Annotated in this window: 20 protein-coding genes; 15 read left to right on the plus strand and 5 right to left on the minus strand. The window is 53.0% G+C overall.

The features are described 5' to 3' along the window. Positions 1-57: 57 nt before the first annotated feature. From HQN87_RS01080 to fsa, 3 genes are all read right to left on the minus strand, one after another. Complete coding sequence (locus HQN87_RS01080) at positions 58-1,278, minus strand: MFS transporter (protein ID WP_173126438.1); 1,221 nt, start codon at positions 1,276-1,278, stop codon at positions 58-60. Between the two features lie 12 nt (positions 1,279-1,290). After that, positions 1,291-1,734 carry a MarR family winged helix-turn-helix transcriptional regulator gene (locus HQN87_RS01085; protein WP_173126441.1) on the minus strand — a complete coding sequence of 148 codons (444 nt, stop codon included), beginning with the start codon at positions 1,732-1,734 and terminating at the stop codon, positions 1,291-1,293. A gap of 1,006 nt (positions 1,735-2,740) precedes the next feature. Then, on the minus strand, positions 2,741-3,388 hold the full coding sequence (gene fsa, locus HQN87_RS01090) for a fructose-6-phosphate aldolase (protein ID WP_042213033.1): 648 nt from the start codon (positions 3,386-3,388) through the stop codon (positions 2,741-2,743). A gap of 228 nt (positions 3,389-3,616) precedes the next feature. Here fsa and HQN87_RS01095 point away from each other — a divergent pair, with 228 nt between their 5' ends. The 3 genes from HQN87_RS01095 to HQN87_RS01105 are packed head-to-tail and all read left to right on the plus strand — an operon-like array spanning position 3,617 to position 5,148. After that, complete coding sequence (locus HQN87_RS01095) at positions 3,617-4,081, plus strand: hypothetical protein (RefSeq protein ID WP_173126444.1); 465 nt, start codon at positions 3,617-3,619, stop codon at positions 4,079-4,081. Then, positions 4,065-4,619 carry a macro domain-containing protein gene (locus HQN87_RS01100; RefSeq protein WP_173126447.1) on the plus strand — a complete coding sequence of 185 codons (555 nt, stop codon included), beginning with the start codon at positions 4,065-4,067 and terminating at the stop codon, positions 4,617-4,619. The genes HQN87_RS01095 and HQN87_RS01100 overlap by 17 nt, the downstream gene beginning before the upstream one ends. Positions 4,620-4,671: 52 nt before the next feature. Beyond that, the gene (locus HQN87_RS01105; RefSeq protein ID WP_173126450.1) at positions 4,672-5,148 is read left to right on the plus strand and encodes a GNAT family N-acetyltransferase; all 477 of its coding nucleotides are present in this window, start codon (positions 4,672-4,674) and stop codon (positions 5,146-5,148) included. 14 nt (positions 5,149-5,162) lie between these two features. Here HQN87_RS01105 and HQN87_RS01110 read toward each other — a convergent pair whose 3' ends face one another. Further along, positions 5,163-5,360: a hypothetical protein gene (locus HQN87_RS01110; RefSeq protein ID WP_173126453.1), complete on the minus strand. Its 198-nt coding sequence runs from the start codon at positions 5,358-5,360 to the stop codon at positions 5,163-5,165. Positions 5,361-5,437: 77 nt separating this feature from the next. Here HQN87_RS01110 and rpiA point away from each other — a divergent pair, with 77 nt between their 5' ends. From rpiA to HQN87_RS01145, 7 genes are all read left to right on the plus strand, one after another. Beyond that, on the plus strand, positions 5,438-6,124 hold the full coding sequence (gene rpiA, locus HQN87_RS01115) for a ribose-5-phosphate isomerase RpiA (protein WP_216857092.1): 687 nt from the start codon (positions 5,438-5,440) through the stop codon (positions 6,122-6,124). Further along, entirely contained in the window at positions 6,114-6,599 is a 486-nt protein-coding gene (locus HQN87_RS01120) for a VanZ family protein (protein ID WP_367272642.1), read from the plus strand. The genes rpiA and HQN87_RS01120 overlap by 11 nt, the downstream gene beginning before the upstream one ends. A 97-nt stretch (positions 6,600-6,696) precedes the next feature. Further along, entirely contained in the window at positions 6,697-7,137 is a 441-nt protein-coding gene (locus tag HQN87_RS01125) for a GNAT family N-acetyltransferase (RefSeq protein ID WP_173126456.1), read from the plus strand. 569 nt (positions 7,138-7,706) lie between these two features. Continuing rightward, positions 7,707-8,159 (plus strand): MarR family winged helix-turn-helix transcriptional regulator, encoded by a 453-nt coding sequence (locus HQN87_RS01130; RefSeq protein WP_173126459.1) that lies wholly within the window; start codon positions 7,707-7,709, stop codon positions 8,157-8,159. Beyond that, complete coding sequence (locus tag HQN87_RS01135; protein WP_173126462.1) at positions 8,156-11,314, plus strand: MMPL family transporter; 3,159 nt, start codon at positions 8,156-8,158, stop codon at positions 11,312-11,314. Before HQN87_RS01130 ends, HQN87_RS01135 begins: the two co-directional genes overlap by 4 nt. 221 nt (positions 11,315-11,535) lie before the next feature. After that, positions 11,536-12,048, plus strand: a complete 513-nt coding sequence (locus HQN87_RS01140) for a sigma-70 family RNA polymerase sigma factor (RefSeq protein ID WP_301953145.1) — start codon at positions 11,536-11,538, stop codon at positions 12,046-12,048. Continuing rightward, positions 12,045-13,187, plus strand: a complete 1,143-nt coding sequence (locus tag HQN87_RS01145; protein ID WP_173126465.1) for a DUF4179 domain-containing protein — start codon at positions 12,045-12,047, stop codon at positions 13,185-13,187. Before HQN87_RS01140 ends, HQN87_RS01145 begins: the two co-directional genes overlap by 4 nt. An 83-nt stretch (positions 13,188-13,270) precedes the next feature. Here the strand turns inward: HQN87_RS01145 and HQN87_RS01150 are convergent, their stop codons facing one another. Continuing rightward, on the minus strand, positions 13,271-13,942 hold the full coding sequence (locus HQN87_RS01150) for a tetratricopeptide repeat protein (protein ID WP_173126468.1): 672 nt from the start codon (positions 13,940-13,942) through the stop codon (positions 13,271-13,273). A 263-nt stretch (positions 13,943-14,205) separates the two neighbouring features. On the opposite strand from HQN87_RS01150, the gene HQN87_RS01155 reads away from it, so the two are divergent. From HQN87_RS01155 to HQN87_RS01175, 5 genes are all read left to right on the plus strand, one after another. Continuing rightward, positions 14,206-15,207 (plus strand): aldo/keto reductase, encoded by a 1,002-nt coding sequence (locus HQN87_RS01155; protein WP_173126471.1) that lies wholly within the window; start codon positions 14,206-14,208, stop codon positions 15,205-15,207. 48 nt (positions 15,208-15,255) lie between these two features. Beyond that, on the plus strand, positions 15,256-15,618 hold the full coding sequence (locus tag HQN87_RS01160; RefSeq protein WP_173126474.1) for a hypothetical protein: 363 nt from the start codon (positions 15,256-15,258) through the stop codon (positions 15,616-15,618). An 82-nt stretch (positions 15,619-15,700) separates the two neighbouring features. Further along, positions 15,701-16,372: an Hsp33 family molecular chaperone HslO gene (locus HQN87_RS01165; RefSeq protein WP_173126477.1), complete on the plus strand. Its 672-nt coding sequence runs from the start codon at positions 15,701-15,703 to the stop codon at positions 16,370-16,372. Continuing rightward, complete coding sequence (locus tag HQN87_RS01170; RefSeq protein WP_173126480.1) at positions 16,344-17,039, plus strand: MerR family transcriptional regulator; 696 nt, start codon at positions 16,344-16,346, stop codon at positions 17,037-17,039. The genes HQN87_RS01165 and HQN87_RS01170 overlap by 29 nt, the downstream gene beginning before the upstream one ends. Positions 17,040-17,096: 57 nt before the next feature. Further along, entirely contained in the window at positions 17,097-17,579 is a 483-nt protein-coding gene (locus tag HQN87_RS01175) for a hypothetical protein (RefSeq protein ID WP_173126483.1), read from the plus strand. Positions 17,580-17,772 lie beyond the last annotated feature (193 nt).

Genomic DNA, 17,772 nt, shown 5'->3' on the forward strand with positions numbered 1-17,772 from the left:
CTGCGCGTATGACGCGAGGTGGTCTCTTCTGGTTATGAGGCTGCGCTGAGCGGCAGCTTATTCCCTGGAAGGCTGCGTTGCCGCTCCCGCCATAGGCGCTTTACGCTTATGGCCCTGCCGGTAAGCCGATACCGCAAGGTAGACGGTGAGCAGCAGAACCGGGGCCAGGATGGAATACCGGTACATCACGGCATAACTCGTGTACATGGCGATGGCACCAAGCAGCATGGAGCCGATAGCGACCCCAAGGTCCAGGGAGTTCAGGAACATCCCGTTGGCTAATCCGCGCTGGCGCGGCTCCACAGACTGGATCATCCAGGTCTGAAGTGCAGGCTGCATGGAGCCGAAGCCGAAGCCGTAACATAAGGCGGCCGGGAACAATGCCGCTGTTGTTGAGGCGAAGGACAGCAGCAGCAGGCCGGCGATGATGAACAGGCTTCCCGGGATCAGCAGGGCAGCCGGTCCGAAGCGGTCGTAGATCCTTCCGGACAGCAGACGGATCACTAAGATAGCTACCGCATTGAACAGGAAGAAATACGCGATATGCTGGAGGTTCCTCTCTGCCCCGAAGAGTGCCAGGAAGCCCAGCAGTCCCCCGTAAGAGATGGATAAGAGGAAATTGAGCAGGCCGGGAAGTAACAGCCTGCGGTACACTCCTCCTCCGGGGGCGGCAGCCGGAGCGGCAGGAGGCTCCTGATGCCCGGCTGGCAAGGCTGCGGACAGGCGGAAGCCCAGGGGCAGGATCAGAGCAAGTACGGCAGCCGTTCCCAGGAGCAGGGAACCGAAGCCCGGTCCCTGCAGCAGGCTTAGTCCGATTAACGGACCTGCCGACATGGCGAGACTGGTGGATAACCCGAAATAGCCCATGCCCTCACCCATCCGGCGGATCGGGATGACATCGGAGGCCATCGTCGGGAATGCCGTGCTGGCCATTCCGAAGCCTATACCGAACAGGATGCGGAGCAGCAGCAGGGTAAGGATGCTGCCTGCGAAATAATATCCGGCCACGGCTGCGAGTGAAACGGTAAGCCCGAGGAAGATCAGCAGGTTGCGTCCGCCCTTCTCCATGGCTCTGGCCGAGAACAGGCGGGAGGCAATGGCGCTGAGTGCGAACAGGCTGGTTACAAGACTGACCTGAACGGGAGTAGCCTGCAAGGCTGCTTCTGCATAAGCCGGAAGAGTGGACAAGGTCATCTGCAGTCCGAGGAAGAGCAGCAGATTACAGAGGGTAAGTGTGATGAAGGATGTAGTCCATAGACGTTCGGATGAAGGGTTCAAGTGAGTAGACTCCTATTCGTGATGTAGATTGCCGGTGTTGTGATAGATTTGCTCCAGCATGCTGCGGAGGTCTTCAAGCTGCTGCGGATTCAGCCCGGCTACAGCTGTGTTAATGGTCTGCTGCTCCAGTTCAAGCGTATTTACGATTAGCGATCTCCCTTCCTCGGTAGCGTAGAGCTGAAATGCCCTGCGGTCCCCCGGGTTGGTCGATTTGCTGATGAAGCCTTTCTTGAGGAGCAGCTCAACGATCCTGGCGGTTGTCGGCTGGTCTTTGGCGGCGGCGGCAGCAACCTCCTTCTGATTAATTCCGCTCTGGTCACAGATCATCAGCAGGACAGACCATTGCTCAGGCGTAATATCATAGGGCTTCAGGGCCCGGGCGAAGCCGCCCGAGATTCTCCGGTGGGTGGATCCCAGCAGGAAACCGAGGAATTGGTGAGGAGAGGAAGGGTTCATAATGAGTGGCTCCTTTATAATGATTGTTATGACAATTATAATTACAACAAGTAAAATGGTCAAGGCGGCGTTCGCGTGTGCCTCCCCGTTTTATACACCAACTAATCCCTGAAGCCGTATTCGTGCCATAAAAGTGAATGGTGCCCGCACTGCATGGTGCAGCACATAGTGCCCGCTCTGTGTGGTGCAGCACATGGCGCCCACTCTGTGTGGTGCAGCACATGGTGCCCACTCTGTGTGGTGCAGCACATGGCGCCCGCTCTGTGTGGTGCAGTGCATGGTGCCCGCTCTGTGTGGTGCAGTGCATGGTGCCCGCTCTGTGTGGTGCAGTACATGGTGCCCGCACTGCATGATGCAGCACATGGTACCCACTCCGCATGGTGCAACATTAGTTGGAAAAACGTATCTTAATTTAGATAATTTGCTGCGACTGGCGGAATTAGTTGGAAAAACGTCATTTATTTTTAGGATTTTCGTCTAATCGGGCGGATGTGAAGCAATTAAGTGTTGTTTTTCCAACTATTTCCTGAGAAACGTTCCTCCGCTCCTGAGCAAGTGGAGAAAATCCAACTGTTGTCGCCGGGGCCCCCGCATTTGTACCCGTACGAACAAAAGGCCCCACTCCGCGTGATGCAGTACATGGTGCCCACTCCGCATGGCGCAGCAATAGTTGGAAAAACGTATCTTAATTCAGATGATTTGCAGCGGTTGGCGGAATTAGTTGGAAAAACGTCATTTATTTTCGAGAATTTCCTCTATTCTGGCGAAAGTCCAGCTATTAAGTGTTGTTTTTCCAACTATATCCGGAGAAACGCTCCTCCGCTCTTAAGCAAGTGGAGAAAATCCAACTGTTGTCGGCCGGAGCCCCCGCATTTGTACCCGCACCCGCACCCGCACCCGCACCCGCACCCGCACCCGCACCCGCACCCGCACCCGCACCCGCACCCGCACAAAAAAGCCCCGCTCCGCTTGATGCGGAAGGGGGCTTGAACGGTATTCTTTTGTTTTAGACCTGCGGTACTTTCTCCCAGTCCTTCAGGAAGCGTTCGATTCCGTTGTCTGTCAGCGGGTGCTTCCAGAGCGATGGCAGAAGTGAACCCGGAATCGTGGCAATATGGGCACCGGCAATGGCAGCTTGCTCCACATGGGCAATATTGCGGATGCTGGCGGCGATAATCTCGGATTTCAGGCCGTAGTTGGTCAGAATCGTCTTCAGATCCTTGATCAGCTTCATGCCGTCTACCCCGATATCATCCAGACGTCCGACAAACGGACTGATATAAGTAGCTCCAGCCTTGGCCGCCATGAGGCCTTGAGCAGCGGAGAATACGAGTGTTACGTTGGTTTTAATGCCTTTTTTGGTCAGTTCATAGCAGGCTTCCAGACCATCTTCCGTCATAGGCAGCTTGATGACCACGTTCGGAGCCCATTCAGCGATCTCGTAAGCTTCCTTGAGCATCTCTTCTGCCGTAAGGCCGATCACTTCAGCGCTTACAGGACCGGGAACAATCGCTACGATCTCTTTGATTACGTCCTTAAACAATCTGCCTTCCTTGGCGATCAGCGACGGGTTCGTCGTTACGCCATCCACTAATCCGAGGCGGGTAATACGTTTGATTTCCTCAATATTTCCGGTATCCAAGAAAAATTTCATTTCCAGGTATCCTCCCTTGATTTCGTATGGATTGACAAAACAGCAGGCTCCACTTCATTATGAGACATGCCAAGTGAAGTTTCAACTGTTAATTTGAATATCTCAAAATAACTTTATGGAATCCCGGCAAAAAATTGATTTTACACGATAGGACCATTCACGGCTAGTTCTGTCCATGATAATATAGAAGCGGTATTGTCCATTACAGGCGAATGGCTGGTGAGAGGAATGTATACTTTAATTGCGGGAGTTGTGCTGTTTCTGCTGTTCACCGCCGGACTGATTGCTTACCAGAACAGCAGAATCCTTGCTGATCAGGAGACGGATGCTTCCCGGGCACACACCGGCAATCTGATGTATTCTGTATATAATCAGAGGTTCTCTCCGGATGAAGAGCTGCCGGAAGCGGTGCCGCTGTTTCAGTTCACTGTGCTTGACGGAGGTGCGGAGGCGATGCCGGAAGAGGCGGGAACGACCCGTGCCCTGTGCAGGGTTGCCGCCGGTACAGGCGAGCTGGTGTTATCCGATGCGCAGAATTATATGCTGGGCAATCTCCGTCAGGCCGCGCTGCAGGGGGGCAGGCTGGAGCATTTATCTTTTCCGGGAAAGGCCACCCTCAGGGGGGAGAAGGAACTGATCAAGGCGCTGGAGACTGCGGCGAAGGAGGAGGCCGAACATGCAAATTACCGTTAAGGATGTAGTAATTTCGGTAAAAGAGGGCGATATTACCGCCTGGCAGGGCGAGATGATTGTCAATGCTTCCAATTCCGGCCTGTATGGAGGCGGCGGGGTAGACGGGGCAATTCACCGGGCCGGCGGTCCAAGAATTGCCGAAGAATGCGCGGTGATCCGCCGCAAGCAGGGCGGCATTCTTCCCGGGGAAGCGGCGCTCACCACTGCGGGTCAGCTTTCTTTTCGCGGAATCATACATACGGTGGGGCCGATCTGGAAAGGCGGCACAGCCGGGGAAGCTGCGGTGTTGTCCAGGTGCTATAAGAGCAGTCTTGATCTGGCTTGCGCCCATGGCGTGCAGAGCCTTGCGTTTCCGAATATAAGTACGGGGATTTATAGCTTTCCTAAGGATCTGGCCTGCAAGACGGCCCTTGAATCCGTTATTCAATATATCCGCGGGAAGAACCCGGCAGAGCTTCCGCTGCGGCAGATCGACTTCATCTGCTTCGAGTCTGACAATGCCAGGTTATACGAAGCCATGCTGGGGACTTATAGTTGAAGCGGCGCTGTGCTGGAGACAATAGAGAAGAGATAAAGGAGTGGGGGCAAGTATGAACCCTGTAACTGAAGTGACTTTCGTGCGCGTTGATCCGCATCATACAGATCTGGGAACACTGATCGGCCAGCTCGATGAGGATCTGAAATCCCGTTATCCGCATGAGATGATCTATGGTGTGGATTTCTCCGATCCCAAGGTGAAGGAAATGACCTTCGTGATCGCTTATGTGAATGAACGGCCGGTGGGCTGCGGCGGGCTGCGCCCGCTGGACCCGCACAGCTCCCTGATGGAGCTGAAGCGGTTCTATGTAGATCCGGGTTCCCGCAAGCAGGGAATTGCCAGCCGGATGCTGCAGGATCTGGAGGCGCGGGCAATGGCAGCAGGGTGCCGGGAGATCAGGCTGGAGACCGGCATCAAGCAGCCGGAATCCATTGCCCTGTATGTGAAGCATGGCTATCAGCCAATCGAGCTGTTCGGGCCTTACATAGGTGATCCGGACAGCATGTGTTATGGCAAAAGCTTGTCCTGAACGCAGGTTCAGACTCAGGCATGGTATTTGCCGGTTGGGGCATTCAGTACCCATTCCAGCATTAGAATCAAATCCTCAAGCCGGGTAAGCTGGGCATCCAAGGCTGCCCGCTGCGGATCACCAGACGGCAAGGGAGCCAGCCGCGACTCAAGGGATCTGCGCTGAAGCGTCATTTCGTTAATTTTGGATTGGATTTGGTGTTCGGTTCTCATCCGGATTCCTCCTGGTGTGGTATTGGATTAAGGATCTGCTCATCGTTCATTATAACGGATAACATGGGGGTAATAAAATGAGTATCAATGTGAAGCAGCTTGCAGCGGAGAAGGCAGTCGAATATGTGCAGGACGGAATGAAGGTAGGCCTGGGTACAGGCTCTACTGCCTACTGGGCCATCCGCAAGCTGGGTGAGCGGGTAAACGAGGGGTTGAAGATTACGGCGGTAGCTACCTCACAGGCATCTGAGGATCAGGCCCGTGAGCTGGGCATTCCGCTGGTGTCCTTCAGTGAGGTGGACAGTCTGGATCTGACTATTGACGGAGCGGATGAGCTGGACGGGACGCTGCAGCTGATCAAGGGCGGAGGCGGCGCACTGCTGCGTGAGAAGATTGTAGCCATGGGCAGTACCCGCATGATCGTAGTAGCCGATGAGAGCAAGGCGGTGACCACGCTGGGCAAGTTCCCTTTGCCGGTTGAGATTGTGCCGTTCGCCTGGGAGTGGACGGTCGCTGATCTGGCCAAGCTGGGATGCAAGCCCGAGCTGCGGCGCAGCGGGGACGAGCTGTACAAGACGGATAACGGCAATTATATTGCGGACTGCCGGTTCGAAGCTATCGCCTCAGCCGCTGACTTGGCGCTATCTCTCCAGCGTATTCCCGGAGTAGTGGAGCACGGCTTGTTCATCGGGATCGCCAGCATGGCCATTGTCGGCAAAAGCGACGGTACCATTGAGATTATTGAAGTTGATAGTGGCCGCTAATACGCATCCGCGCCGCCGGAAGGGCAAGGCCGCTACAGGCAAGCAAGGGCTGCCGCCTGGACGCCGGGTACTGGCGTGGCTGTTGCTGATTACATATAGCGCATTCCTGCTGTACTGGATGTTCGTTGGATTCGGACGGACCGTACAGCTGGACGGGCCGCTGCGATACAATCTTGAACCGCTTCGTACGGTGCGTCTATTCTTCGATATGACCAACGGCTTATCGTATGCAAGCCGGCTGGTCAATCTGCTGGGGAATGTAGCGGTCTTTGTTCCTTTTGGCATTCTGCTTCCGCTGGTGATCTCCGGTTACCGCTCTGTTGTCCGGCTGACACTTCTGTCTGTCTTAGTCATCACCCTCCTTGAGCTGCTGCAGATGCTGCTGCATGTCGGAAGCCTGGATATTGATGATCTGCTGCTTAACCTGCTGGGCGTGTGGACAGGTTATGTGCTGCTGCGGCTGGTGCGGGGATAGCGGCGGGAAGTTTAAAGGTTCAGCGCAATTACGACTCAACTTCAAGTACCACTCTTAAGTGCGTCTTATTTAGCTATAAATTAAGGAGGTTACCCTAATGTTGATTGATTTGAAGCCGCTTGTCGGCACACCGCAGGTGAATGAGCTGCTGACTTATGCGGTGATAGATGATCCGGAGGCGCTGGAGCGTACTTCGGCAGAATACAGGGAGCAGGCGGCCATGCAGCTATGCGGCTGGGAAGAGGAAGGGCTGCTACTCGGGCTCACCGGATTTGAAGAGACGGAAGACGGCTCGCTGGATATCCGCCACATCGCAGTGCTCCCGGAGAACCGGGGCAAGGGCTACGCGCGCGGCATGATTCTGGAGCTGGTGACCACCCGGCAGCCGCGTTATCTGGTAGCGGAGACGGAAGACGAGATTGCCGCAGACTTTTACCGCAGCCTTGGCTTCATGGTGTACAGCCTGGGCGAGAACGCCGCAGGCATCGAGATGTTCCGCTGTGTCTACGAGGTTGAAGAGAGCGAGGACGAGGAGTAAGGCAGGCGTGCGGTAGTGGAAGCGAAACCGTAACCGCAACCGCAACCGCAACCGCAACCGCAACCGTAACCCTGTAGCTGCTTTAAACAGGACTGAACAACAGCCATTCTGCACTTACGGTGCGGGGTGGCTTTTTTGCGTCCAAGCGAGCCAACTTGCAGGAAATCCTGCACGTTATGCAACACGGCAGAGCCCGATCCGGGTAAGCGGCTGGAAATCCTGCGCATTTTGCAACAATACACGGTCTAATCGCGCCAAATCACCGGAAATCCTGCGTTATGTGCAACAAATTCGAATCCGGCCTGCTGGTCCGTCACAAATCCTGCATAATGTGCAACAAGTCTGGTATCCGAATGGCTGACGCGGGACAACAATAGTCATCATAGTCACCGTAGCCATCATTTCCCTGGAAATCCCGCTTGAAGGGCAGTTACCGCCCAATGAATATCTCAAATGAATCTCAATGTAAAATTCCTGAAAACCAGTTGACTTTTAATGAATCGGACAATATAGTTTTACTGTGAAACAGTTCTACACGTGAACTATTATCCAGAAAGGCGGACGCAGCATTGAAGAAAGATGCAGAGGAATGGATCAACCGCTACGTAGACGCTTATATGGTGGTCACCCGGCAGATCAATGCGCGGCTCCGGGATATTTTTGGAGAAGGGCTGACGAATGATCAATTCCTGATTCTCAGGCTGATCGCCGGGCAGGAGCAATGCACCTCCACCTATCTCGCTGAAGCTGTGGCGGTAGGCAAAAGCTCAATTACGGCCATTATCAACCGGCTGGATGAAGCGGGAATGATTCAGCGGACCCGTGATGAGAATGACCGCAGGCAGGTGTATCTGACCATGACGGCGCATGGGGAGAGTGTCTACCGGACCTGTGAGAAGCAAATGCAGGAAGTAATCTCCCCTTATTTGTTCCACTTCGAGGATGACAAGATTGAACAATTTATTGTGATGTTTGAGAAGCTGGCGTTTCTGATGCAGGACACTGGGGGGAGAAGCAATTGAGAACGATTTTGAAGGCAAGATGGGCGGTTATTGCGGTATGGCTGGCTGTGGCGGCAGTGTTATTCCTCACCGCACCCGGGATGTCTGAGCTGGTACGTGAAAAGGGGCAAATCTCGGTTCCGGCAGGCTACACCTCTTCAAGGGCTGCCGAGATTATGAAGGAGGTCGCTGCCGCCAAAGACGGGGAAACGGTGCATCAGGTGGCCCTGGTGTTCCATAAGCCGGAGGGGCTTGCAGCCGCAGACACCGAGAGTATCAAGCAGGGGGTGGAGCAGCTCGCCGGGAACAAGGATTCCCTGAAGCTCAGCACGATTACAGATCCTTTCTCGCAGCCGGAGCTTAAGGATACGCTGATTGCGGAGGACGGCAAGACGATCATGGTTGCGTTGTCTGTGCAAGGCGGGGAGGAGGCAGTCAAGGAACTCCCGGCTAAGGCCGCTGAGATGCTGGGTAACGTCACTGCGGAGCATTATATGACCAGTGAAGGACTCATTACGGAGGATACGATTGCCAGTTCGGAAGCCGGACTGAAAAAGTCGGAATATATCACAGTCGTGTTTATTCTGCTGATTCTGTTCGTCGTGTTCCGTTCGTTCGTGGCTCCGTTTGTTCCGCTGCTTACGGTTGGGCTGAGCTATATCGTCTCCCAGTCGGTTGTGGCTTTTTTGGTGGACCGGTTTGATTTCCCGCTGTCCACGTTCACCCAGATCTTCATGGTGGCCGTGATGTTCGGGATCGGGACCGACTACTGCATTCTGCTGATCAGCCGGTTCAAGGAGGAGCTGGTCCAGTCTGAGGATACTACAAGCGCCATTATTGCCACTTACCGGAAAGCCGGTGGAACGGTCTTCTATTCGGGGCTGGCGGTCTTCGTCGGCTTCCTGGCCATCGGGCTGTCCAAGTTCATGCTCTACCGTTCAGCGGTGGCGGTGGCGGTCGGCATAGCGGTGATGCTGCTGGCGCTGGTAACGGTCGTTCCGTTCTTCATGGCGGTGCTGGGTCAAAAGCTGTTCTGGCCGTCCCGCGGTAAGCTGGAGCATAGCGAGAGCCGGATCTGGGGAGCGGCCGGTTCGTTCTCCCTCAAAAGACCCTGGGCTGCGCTGCTGATTGTGGCCGCCATTGTGGTGCCGTTCCTGCTCACCTACAGCGGGAAGCTGAGCTTCAACAGCATGGATGAGATCGGGCCGAATTACGCCTCGGTCAAAGGGTTCAATATTATATCGGAGAGCTTCGGTCCGGGTGAATCCATGCCGGGCAAGATTGTGATCAAGAACGATGACCGGATGGATACCGCTGAATACATGGGGCTGGCGGAGAAAATCAGCCGTGAGCTGGAAAAGGTGGATGGAGTCAAGGCTGTGCGCAGCATGTCACGGCCCACCGGGGAGCAAATTAATGACTTCCTGATTCCTACCCAGGTGGCTACCCTGGCAGACGGTCTGGACCAGAGCAATGAAGGGCTGACCAAAATCCAGACCGGGCTGAGTGAAGCGAGCAAGCAGCTGAAGGCGAATGAGCCTAAGCTTACAGAGGCAGCTTCAGGCAGCGCCAAGCTGACAGAAGGGACAGCCGAGCTTAAGAAAGGCATAGCTGCCCTGGGCGATGGCTTATCGCGGATTGAGCGCGGTATCCGCAGCGGCTCTGCCGGAGCCGGAGAGATTAAGGCAGGCCTCGCGCAAGCAGCGGCCAGTGCGAAGCAGCTGGCAGAGGCAAATGCCGCGCTGCTTGAAGGGTATAAGAAGATAGGCAGCGGTCTGACCGCGCTGAACGGAGGGCTTGCAGGGCTGCAGACACAGCTTCAAGGCGTGGCTGATGCCCTCAACGGTCTGGGTGCCTCATTCACCGGACTGGAAGCCGCCTATCCGGAGCTGCTCCAGGATGTGAATTACCAGACGATCAAAGGCACGGTAACACAGAGCGGGACGGGGGCGGCAGGCTTGGCTGGAGGACTCGGCCAGATCTCTGATCAGCTCAGCGGTGCAGCGGCCGGATTGACAGAGGCCAACGCCGGGTACTCCAAAGCGGCGGCAGGCCAGGCGGCGCTGGCGAAGGGGCTGGATCAGCTTGTGGCCGGTATCGGCCAGCTGCAATCCGGCCTTGTGCAGGCAGCGGACGGACAGGGGCAGATTACCGGCAAGCTCCCATCCCTCACCAGCGGCCTGGATCAGCTTCAGGGCGGTCAGCAGCAGCTTGCCGACGGCTTCGATGAGCTTACGGGCCAGCTGGGTCAATTGACAGACGGACTTACACAAAGTGCGGATGGTCTGGGGCAAATCACCGGAGGCCTAAGCTCGGCGCAGGATTACCTCAAGCAGATTCAGGATGCCAAGGATGATGAGCTGAGCGGGTTCCTGGTTCCGGCAGAGGCGCTCAAGGCCAAGGGCATGCAGCAGGTATTCGATACCTATCTGTCCGGGGACCGCAAGGTCATGACGCTGGATGTGGTTTTCGCCGGGAATCCATACAGCGCGAAGGCTATTGACAGCGTCGGACAGATTCAGGCAGCGGTGGACCGTGCCGTGGCCGGCACCAAGCTGGAGAATGCGGAGACAGCCATGAGCGGCGTGACCAGCACCTACAGCGATTTGCAGACGATCTCGAATGAGGATTACACGCGTACGGTCATTCTGATGCTAAGCGGTATTTTCATCATCCTGGTGGTACTGTTCCGCTCGATGATTATGCCGCTGTACATCATTGCCTCATTGTTAATCACTTACTTTACGGCACTGGGCATCACGGAAGCGATCTTCGTCCATCTGCTGAACTACTCGGGGGTCACCTGGACGACGCCGTTCTTCAGCTTCGTTATGCTGATAGCGCTCGGGGTGGACTACAGTATCTTCCTGATGGACCGCTTCAATGAGAATAAAACCTGGGATGTGCGGGAAGCCATTCTCCACGCCATGCGCAATATGGGAACCGTGATTCTCTCAGCCGTTGTGATACTGGGCGGAACCTTCGCCTCGATGTACCCTTCAGGGGTGCTGTCGATGATGCAGATTGCTACAGTCGTGTTATCGGGTCTGGCGCTGTATGCCCTGGTATTCCTGCCGTTCTTCGTGCCGGTGATGGTGCGCATGTTCGGCCGGGCCAACTGGTGGCCGTTCCGTCCGGCGGCTGGGGATGATCAGCCTAGATCACTGGATATGTAGCGTTCTTCACTACCTGATAAGATACAGCAAAGAGCAGGCTTCCTGTTAAATGGAGCCTGCTCTTTGCTATTCGCGTAAGAAGAAGAGAAAATAATTGTTCGTGCTGAGGTAACCTTATGTGCCTGTGCTTCATCTAAACAGATATATACAACTAACAAGCGGGAAGCAGCAGCATCCCGAAGGAAGGGAGGAGATCTACCCTGGATACCGTACAAGAGGATCTGGTCCAGCGTGCACAGGCAGGCGACAGCGAGGTTTTCATCCAACTGGTGAAGAGTCTGGACAGGAGGATGTACAGTATGGCGAAGTCCATGGTCAGGAATGACGAGGATTGTGCAGACGCCATGCAGGAGACGGTGCTTAAGGCATTTAGAGCAATCTCCGGATTGAAAGAGGCGGCCTATTTCAACACATGGCTGTTTCGTATTCTGATCAACGAATGCAACATGATCCTGCGCAGACGGGACAGGGTGGTAGTGATGTCCGAGCCGCCGGAGCGCATAGAGTCCTCTTCTTCATCCGCAGAAGATATGGATCTGCGTCAGGCCATCAGCGGACTGGAAGAGGTAACGCGGACGATTGTTAAGCTGCATTATTATCAAGGATTAAGGCTGCAGGAGATTGCAGAGCTGCTTGAGCTGTCAGAGAGCGCAGTCAAAACCAGATTACACCGGGCCAGAAAAACCTTATATCAATCTCTCTCGCAACCTCTAGAAAGGAAGGTGAACGAATGAGTCAGCAGCCATTGGAGAACAGGCTGGCAGGTCTCAAGGAAGAGAGTCTTCCTGAACTGCCGGAAGCTGTGCACGCACGTATGGAGGACACTTACCGGATGATCATTGAAAGGAATGAGGTAAGCCTGGAGGAGACTCCAGAGCATCAGGAGACGCTCAGACGTAAAAGAATGCCCCGGTGGCTGACCCGGCTGATGATCAGTGCCGCATCTGTGGCCGCCGGGCTGGTGATCATTGTTAGTCTGGGGTTCATCTCTCCGGCAATGGCAGAGACCCTGAAGCAATTGCCGTTCATGGAAAGTGTGTTCAGACTTGTAGGGGATGCCGGGCTTCAAAAAGCAAACGAAGCAGGTCTAACCACAAATGTTCAGCAGAGCGTTACTCAGGACGGGACGACGATCAGTGTGTCGGAACAGATGTATGACGGAAGCCGCTTGTCATTGGTGCTTACCCGTGCTCAGGCAGCCGATGGTCAAAACACGGAGGCGTGGTGGGATTTAATCAACCGCAGGGGTCAGCCGCCGGGAGGAATCAATAATATTGAGTTTGTGGTTAACGGAAAAACGGTCAATACGGGATACGGCCTTGCCGCGGGAGGTGCGGGTGCACCTGAGTCTATCATAGTTACAGCACTGGATGGAGCTAATCTGCAAATTCCTGAGCAGTTTGATCTCACCTTGCTGGTCCTTATTGATGGAATGGATCAGCCATTCCGCTTTGAGTTTCCCGTAAGCAAGAATACGTTGGGTGACCTTGTGCTTGTTCCGGGAGAGGTCAAGGTACATGATCATATTCATCTGCGGTACACACGGCTAGAGTTAAGCCAGACATCAACCCGGCTGCTAACTGAAATTAAGGGAGACCCCGGGGGGGATACTAAGGCTATTGAAGAAGCTATTCCAGATAAATACAAGCAAGATGGGCTTTTCACTATTTGGTTTGAGCTGCGGGATGAGCAAGGGCAAGAGGCTGTCATGCTTGGAGGTAGCGGTACTGGTGACGGGGATACGCTGTCCAGCAGCAGTGTCTTTGAACCTTTTGAGAAGAGGCCGGAGAGTATCATCATTAAGCCTTACGTCTGGAAAGACCGGCATAAGCTCTATATTCCTGAACTTGAGGTAACGGTTCCTGTAAAATAAAACAAACGACCTCCGGGGCACTGCAACGTGCAGCAGCCGGAGGTTGTTTGCGGTTCATGTCATCTATTCCTAATATCTGCGGCTCAGCGCAGCTTGGCGAAATAACTGCGCAGCGCCCAGCCGCGTTCCTGGCGTTTCTTGTATTTGGGCAAGGTGCGGTAGATGGCAAGCGATTCGTTAAAAGCAAGCTTGGCGTCCTCCGTCCGGCCCAGCGCCTTGTACATGGAGCCTGCCAGATAATAAGCTTCACTGGAGGAGGACTGGATCTCCTGGAACTGGCTCACATAGTGGAGCGCCTTGTCATGGTCAACATGCCGGAAGGTCTCGGCCAGTCGCAGGTAAGGCTGCCCGTATTGCGCCCGGCGGTTGATCTCCAGTCCCTTGAGCATCTGAGCTTCTCCTTCGGGAAGCTGACCCAGCTTGAGGTTGGCGTAACCCAGTTCCACCCAGTATTCAGCGGAGGTCTCATAGCGGTCGGCAATGGCTATCAGCAGCTCCTTGGCCTCGCTGTAACGCTTGCGCTCAATCAGCAGCCGGGCCAGGTCGAATTTGGCGGATACATCGTTCGGGTTCTGTGCAATGGTCAAGCGCAGTCTGGAAATCTGGCGGCTGCGGCGGAAAGGCTTGGAGAAGCTGGGCAGAATGCCGACATAACGGCGGTCTACGAAATATAGAACGACGAGCAGAATGATCAGGGCCAGAAATGGATTGCCGAGCAGACGGTACAGCAGCAGGAAACCTAGAATTTTAATCATGGATAATGAATTCCCTCCGTTATGGTTGTGTTATGTAAGCTTCTTGCATGGATTAGCGCAGTAGGGCAGGGTAATTATACCATAAGCCCCTTTTTCAAGGCTACGGTAGTAGAGGAGGAGCGTCCGGCTCCCCGGTGCGGGCAGCGGCGGGACCAAGGCCCGCGCCTGTTCCGCTGTAATTGACAGTGCGCCGGGAAAGTCATAAGCTGTGACTACAGTTAGAGGGTCAGACAGCAACTAATATGCCGAGAGAAGGATGAACTATGGAAACACCTGTAAGTGAGGTCCGTCTGCGCTTCCTGGGACAGTCTGAATTATCTGTATCGCCGCTGGGACTCGGCTGCTGGCAGTTCAGCAGGGGCAGCGGCTTCGTAGGCCGTTACTGGAGCAATCTGACCGATACGGATATTCTGGATATCGTACGGGTCAGCCTGGAAGGCGGCATGAACTGGGTGGATACGGCTGAAATTTATGGCGGAGGCAAATCGGAGGAGGCATTGGCTCATGTGCTGGACCAGCTACAGCAGGAAGGCAGCTCACATGCTGCACCGCTGATTGCGACCAAATGGTGGCCGATGCTGCGGACGGCACGCTCGATTCCCTCCACAATTGATCAGCGCATTGCTTGCCTGGGCGGCAGGGAAATTGATCTGTACCAGATCCACCAGCCGTTCTCCTTATCCTCTATTGCCAGTGAGATGAAGGAGATGGCCGGGCTAGTGAAGGCTGGCAAAATCCGCTACGTCGGGGTAAGCAATTATTCAGCCAAGCAGATGGTGGAAGCGCACCGTATTTTACAGACTTACGGGCTCACTCTGGTCTCCAATCAGGTCAAATATAATCTGCTGCACCGCAGCATTGATCAGAACGGCATCATGTCCGCCGCCAAAGAGCTGGGAATTTCGATTATCGCCTACTCGCCGCTCCAGCAGGGGATTCTGACCGGACGATTCCACAATGATCCGTCGCAGATTAGCGCAGTCTCGCGGTCCCGGCGGATGATGTCCGGCCTGGACGACCGGAGCCTGGCCCGCAGCAGGCCGCTCATCACCACCCTGACCGCACTGGCTGACAAATACGGGTGCACACCGGGACAGATTGCACTTAATTGGCTGATTCATTATCATGGCGACACCGTTGTTGCCATCCCTGGCGCTTCCAAGGTCCGCCATGCCCGGGAGAATATCGGCGCCATGACCTTCCACCTGGAGCGGGACGAGCTGGAGCTGCTGAATGAAGGCTCCTGGGCAGCGGTGAAGAAGTAACCCTGACTTCGGCAGCTCTTCATTAATTCAAACGGGGGGTGAACTGACATGAATGAGAAATGCTGGGTAGTCGTACAATATCCCTTGAAAAGCATTAAAGGGAGCCAGCGCGATGAATGGTTGAGGGATAAAGTAACGGAATATCTGAATCTATTTTTGGCAGATGCTGAACTCGGCTATGTGGACGGGTTTGAGATGGGGAGAATGGTGTCTGACCCGCAGCAATATGTGCTTAACCTCTTTTGTGTTGTTACGGATGAACAACGGGGGATAGCTCTGATCAAAAAAGTTATAAGAGAGCATAGGCTTGATTATACCCGGATCAAAATGGCCACGATGCCCTTTGAGGGCGGAGGAGCCTATACGCTGAAATATGCCTCTAAGAAAGGCGTGACTGATTTTTCGTTGTAACTGTTAATAGCCTCTTAATGTAAATTAGGGCTTGTGTATCACGTAGCGTGATATCCTATTATTCATTCAAGAGGTGATAGACATGAATAATATCATAAGAATGCTTTCTGTAAACAAGGACTTCAGAATGGTCCTAGCGGACACCCGTCAGATTGCAGAACAAGCATTAAGCGAATTTAGAGGGACGGATTGCATGCGCGGGTTTTTGGAGCAGATCATTACAGGTTGTACGCTGCTCTCCTCCATCAATGATGTTAATGCAAAGATAAGTTTTTCTTTTCGTCTTTCTCAAGGGGTCTCTATTTTTTGTCAGATCACAGATGCAAATTTCACGATGGAGTATAAAGATACGATCCATGAATTTAAAGGGACAGTAGCTGAATTGTTTGACAATAAATCGGTTGTGTCTATTACAACGGGGAATTGGGAAACCGGATTACACACAGGGACCGTTGAGGCAAATATGGATAGCGTCGTGATGCTGTTTGCTCACTTTACAGTTCAGAGCGAGCAACTTCCCAGTCAGTTTATATGGGCCGGGGATGGGTGTTCCAGAGGGATCCTGATGCAGCCCTTACCGTTCGCAGTAGAACCATTCATTTCCAAAGCTGCGTATGAATTGAACTATCACTCCAAGGAGCTGGAGCACATGGATTGGAAGTGCGTTCCGGCCAGGTTCCGTCACTTAGCCAAGGTCATCTCAGAGAACAGGATAGGTAGACTGTATGACGATGGAACAATATATAAAAATTAAAGAGCTTTCCGAATTGACCGGTGTAAGTGTGCGGACCTTACAATACTATGATGAAATTAACCTGCTCACCCCGGCATATATCAACGAGTATGGTCACCGGTTTTATGATGCAGATTCCTTTTCCAAGATTTTCGTGATTATATCTCTTAAAAATATGGGGATGACTTTAAGGGAGATCAAGCAGTATATCCATAATACTGATTTTGATATTCGGCTTTTTATTAAAGCAGAACAACACAGGATTGAGACAGCCATTACTGACCTGCAGCTGCGTTTAATGCGCTTGTCCATTCTTGAGGAGCGGATCAGCGAGCAACAGGAGATTACCGCGTATCTTCTTCCGTTTTTTGCACAAATCACAGAGGATACGGATAGTTCAACATTCCGCGTTGATCATCCCGAACAGAAATTAAGCAAAACCTTCAATATTAAAGGCTGGAACACATTTATAAAGGATTTGAATTTCTGCCTGGAGCATAAGCTGTCTTCGGCGGACCAGAGAGCGATAAAGTGCATTCAATATTGGAAGGAAAACATTCTTGAGGCCAATCAGATATCCGGGGATATGATAAAATTTGCCGAAGGATTCTATCACAAGAACCCCGCGAATTCATTTGGGATTACAGAGGAGAATTACAAATATTTAGTCGGGCTGATGAATGAATAGGATGAAAATCACCTTGACGAAACCCGTATCCGGTTCGAATTTTTATGAGGTGACATTATGAGACAAAAGCGAATAAGCTTACTTGTTCTAATTGTTGGTTTGCTCATTTTAGGCTTTTTGGCTGCACGTTATTTCGGGTGGACAAATACACCTAAGGAGACTTCTATCCCTGAACCGAATATTGAGATTCAAACCCAAATAGTCGAAGACACAACCTTTGCCTTACGATATGCCTCATATACGAGGGATGAAATTAAGGTCGGTTACGAGATAAAAGGGATCACTATTTTAAAAGATTATAATATAGTCTGCAAACTTATTAACAATAAAAAGGATATAACCGCTTCAGATACGTCTGGAGGAGGATTAGTGAAAATGGGTGAAAACCATTATTATCTTACGGGTATGGAGAATATCAGCAAAATCGTCTTACCCGATCCTCTAATCTTGACTGTAGAGATAACAGCAGTGCCTACTGATTCTCGTCTAGAGCCTATTACTGCATCTTTTGAGTTGTCTCTAAATAAAGAAAAGAATTAATTCCATAGCTATGTGGTGTATAGCAGCCTACTCTGAATTAATTGTTCACTCTTTCTGAGCTTGGATTCAATGTAACTTCAAAAATACAGCGGCGGACCCGGACTTTATTTTAAGTCTGGGTCCGCCTTTGCTATTTTCAAGGGGGATAACTTTAAGATTCCATTCCCATTTTTCTGAGATAAAACTGTTTAGG

Source organism: Paenibacillus tritici, assembly GCF_013204885.1.
Taxonomy (GTDB): domain Bacteria; phylum Bacillota; class Bacilli; order Paenibacillales; family Paenibacillaceae; genus Paenibacillus_AQ; species Paenibacillus_AQ tritici.

Excerpts from the sequence above, each read along its gene's own strand:
- HQN87_RS01170 (WP_173126480.1), top strand. The coding sequence starts at position 16,344 with ATGACGATGGAACAATATATAAAAATTAAAGAGCTTTCCGAATTGACC.
- HQN87_RS01100 (WP_173126447.1), top strand. The coding sequence starts at position 4,065 with ATGCAAATTACCGTTAAGGATGTAGTAATTTCGGTAAAAGAGGGCGAT.
- HQN87_RS01145 (WP_173126465.1), top strand. The coding sequence starts at position 12,045 with ATGAGTCAGCAGCCATTGGAGAACAGGCTGGCAGGTCTCAAGGAAGAG.
- HQN87_RS01125 (WP_173126456.1), top strand. The coding sequence starts at position 6,697 with ATGTTGATTGATTTGAAGCCGCTTGTCGGCACACCGCAGGTGAATGAG.
- HQN87_RS01110 (WP_173126453.1), bottom strand. The coding sequence starts at position 5,360 with ATGAGAACCGAACACCAAATCCAATCCAAAATTAACGAAATGACGCTT.
- HQN87_RS01165 (WP_173126477.1), top strand. The coding sequence starts at position 15,701 with ATGAATAATATCATAAGAATGCTTTCTGTAAACAAGGACTTCAGAATG.
- HQN87_RS01175 (WP_173126483.1), top strand. The coding sequence starts at position 17,097 with ATGAGACAAAAGCGAATAAGCTTACTTGTTCTAATTGTTGGTTTGCTC.
- rpiA (WP_216857092.1), top strand. The coding sequence starts at position 5,438 with ATGAGTATCAATGTGAAGCAGCTTGCAGCGGAGAAGGCAGTCGAATAT.
- HQN87_RS01150 (WP_173126468.1), bottom strand. The coding sequence starts at position 13,942 with ATGATTAAAATTCTAGGTTTCCTGCTGCTGTACCGTCTGCTCGGCAAT.
- HQN87_RS01085 (WP_173126441.1), bottom strand. The coding sequence starts at position 1,734 with ATGAACCCTTCCTCTCCTCACCAATTCCTCGGTTTCCTGCTGGGATCC.
- HQN87_RS01105 (WP_173126450.1), top strand. The coding sequence starts at position 4,672 with ATGAACCCTGTAACTGAAGTGACTTTCGTGCGCGTTGATCCGCATCAT.
- HQN87_RS01095 (WP_173126444.1), top strand. The coding sequence starts at position 3,617 with ATGTATACTTTAATTGCGGGAGTTGTGCTGTTTCTGCTGTTCACCGCC.
- fsa (WP_042213033.1), bottom strand. The coding sequence starts at position 3,388 with ATGAAATTTTTCTTGGATACCGGAAATATTGAGGAAATCAAACGTATT.
- HQN87_RS01155 (WP_173126471.1), top strand. The coding sequence starts at position 14,206 with ATGGAAACACCTGTAAGTGAGGTCCGTCTGCGCTTCCTGGGACAGTCT.
- HQN87_RS01160 (WP_173126474.1), top strand. The coding sequence starts at position 15,256 with ATGAATGAGAAATGCTGGGTAGTCGTACAATATCCCTTGAAAAGCATT.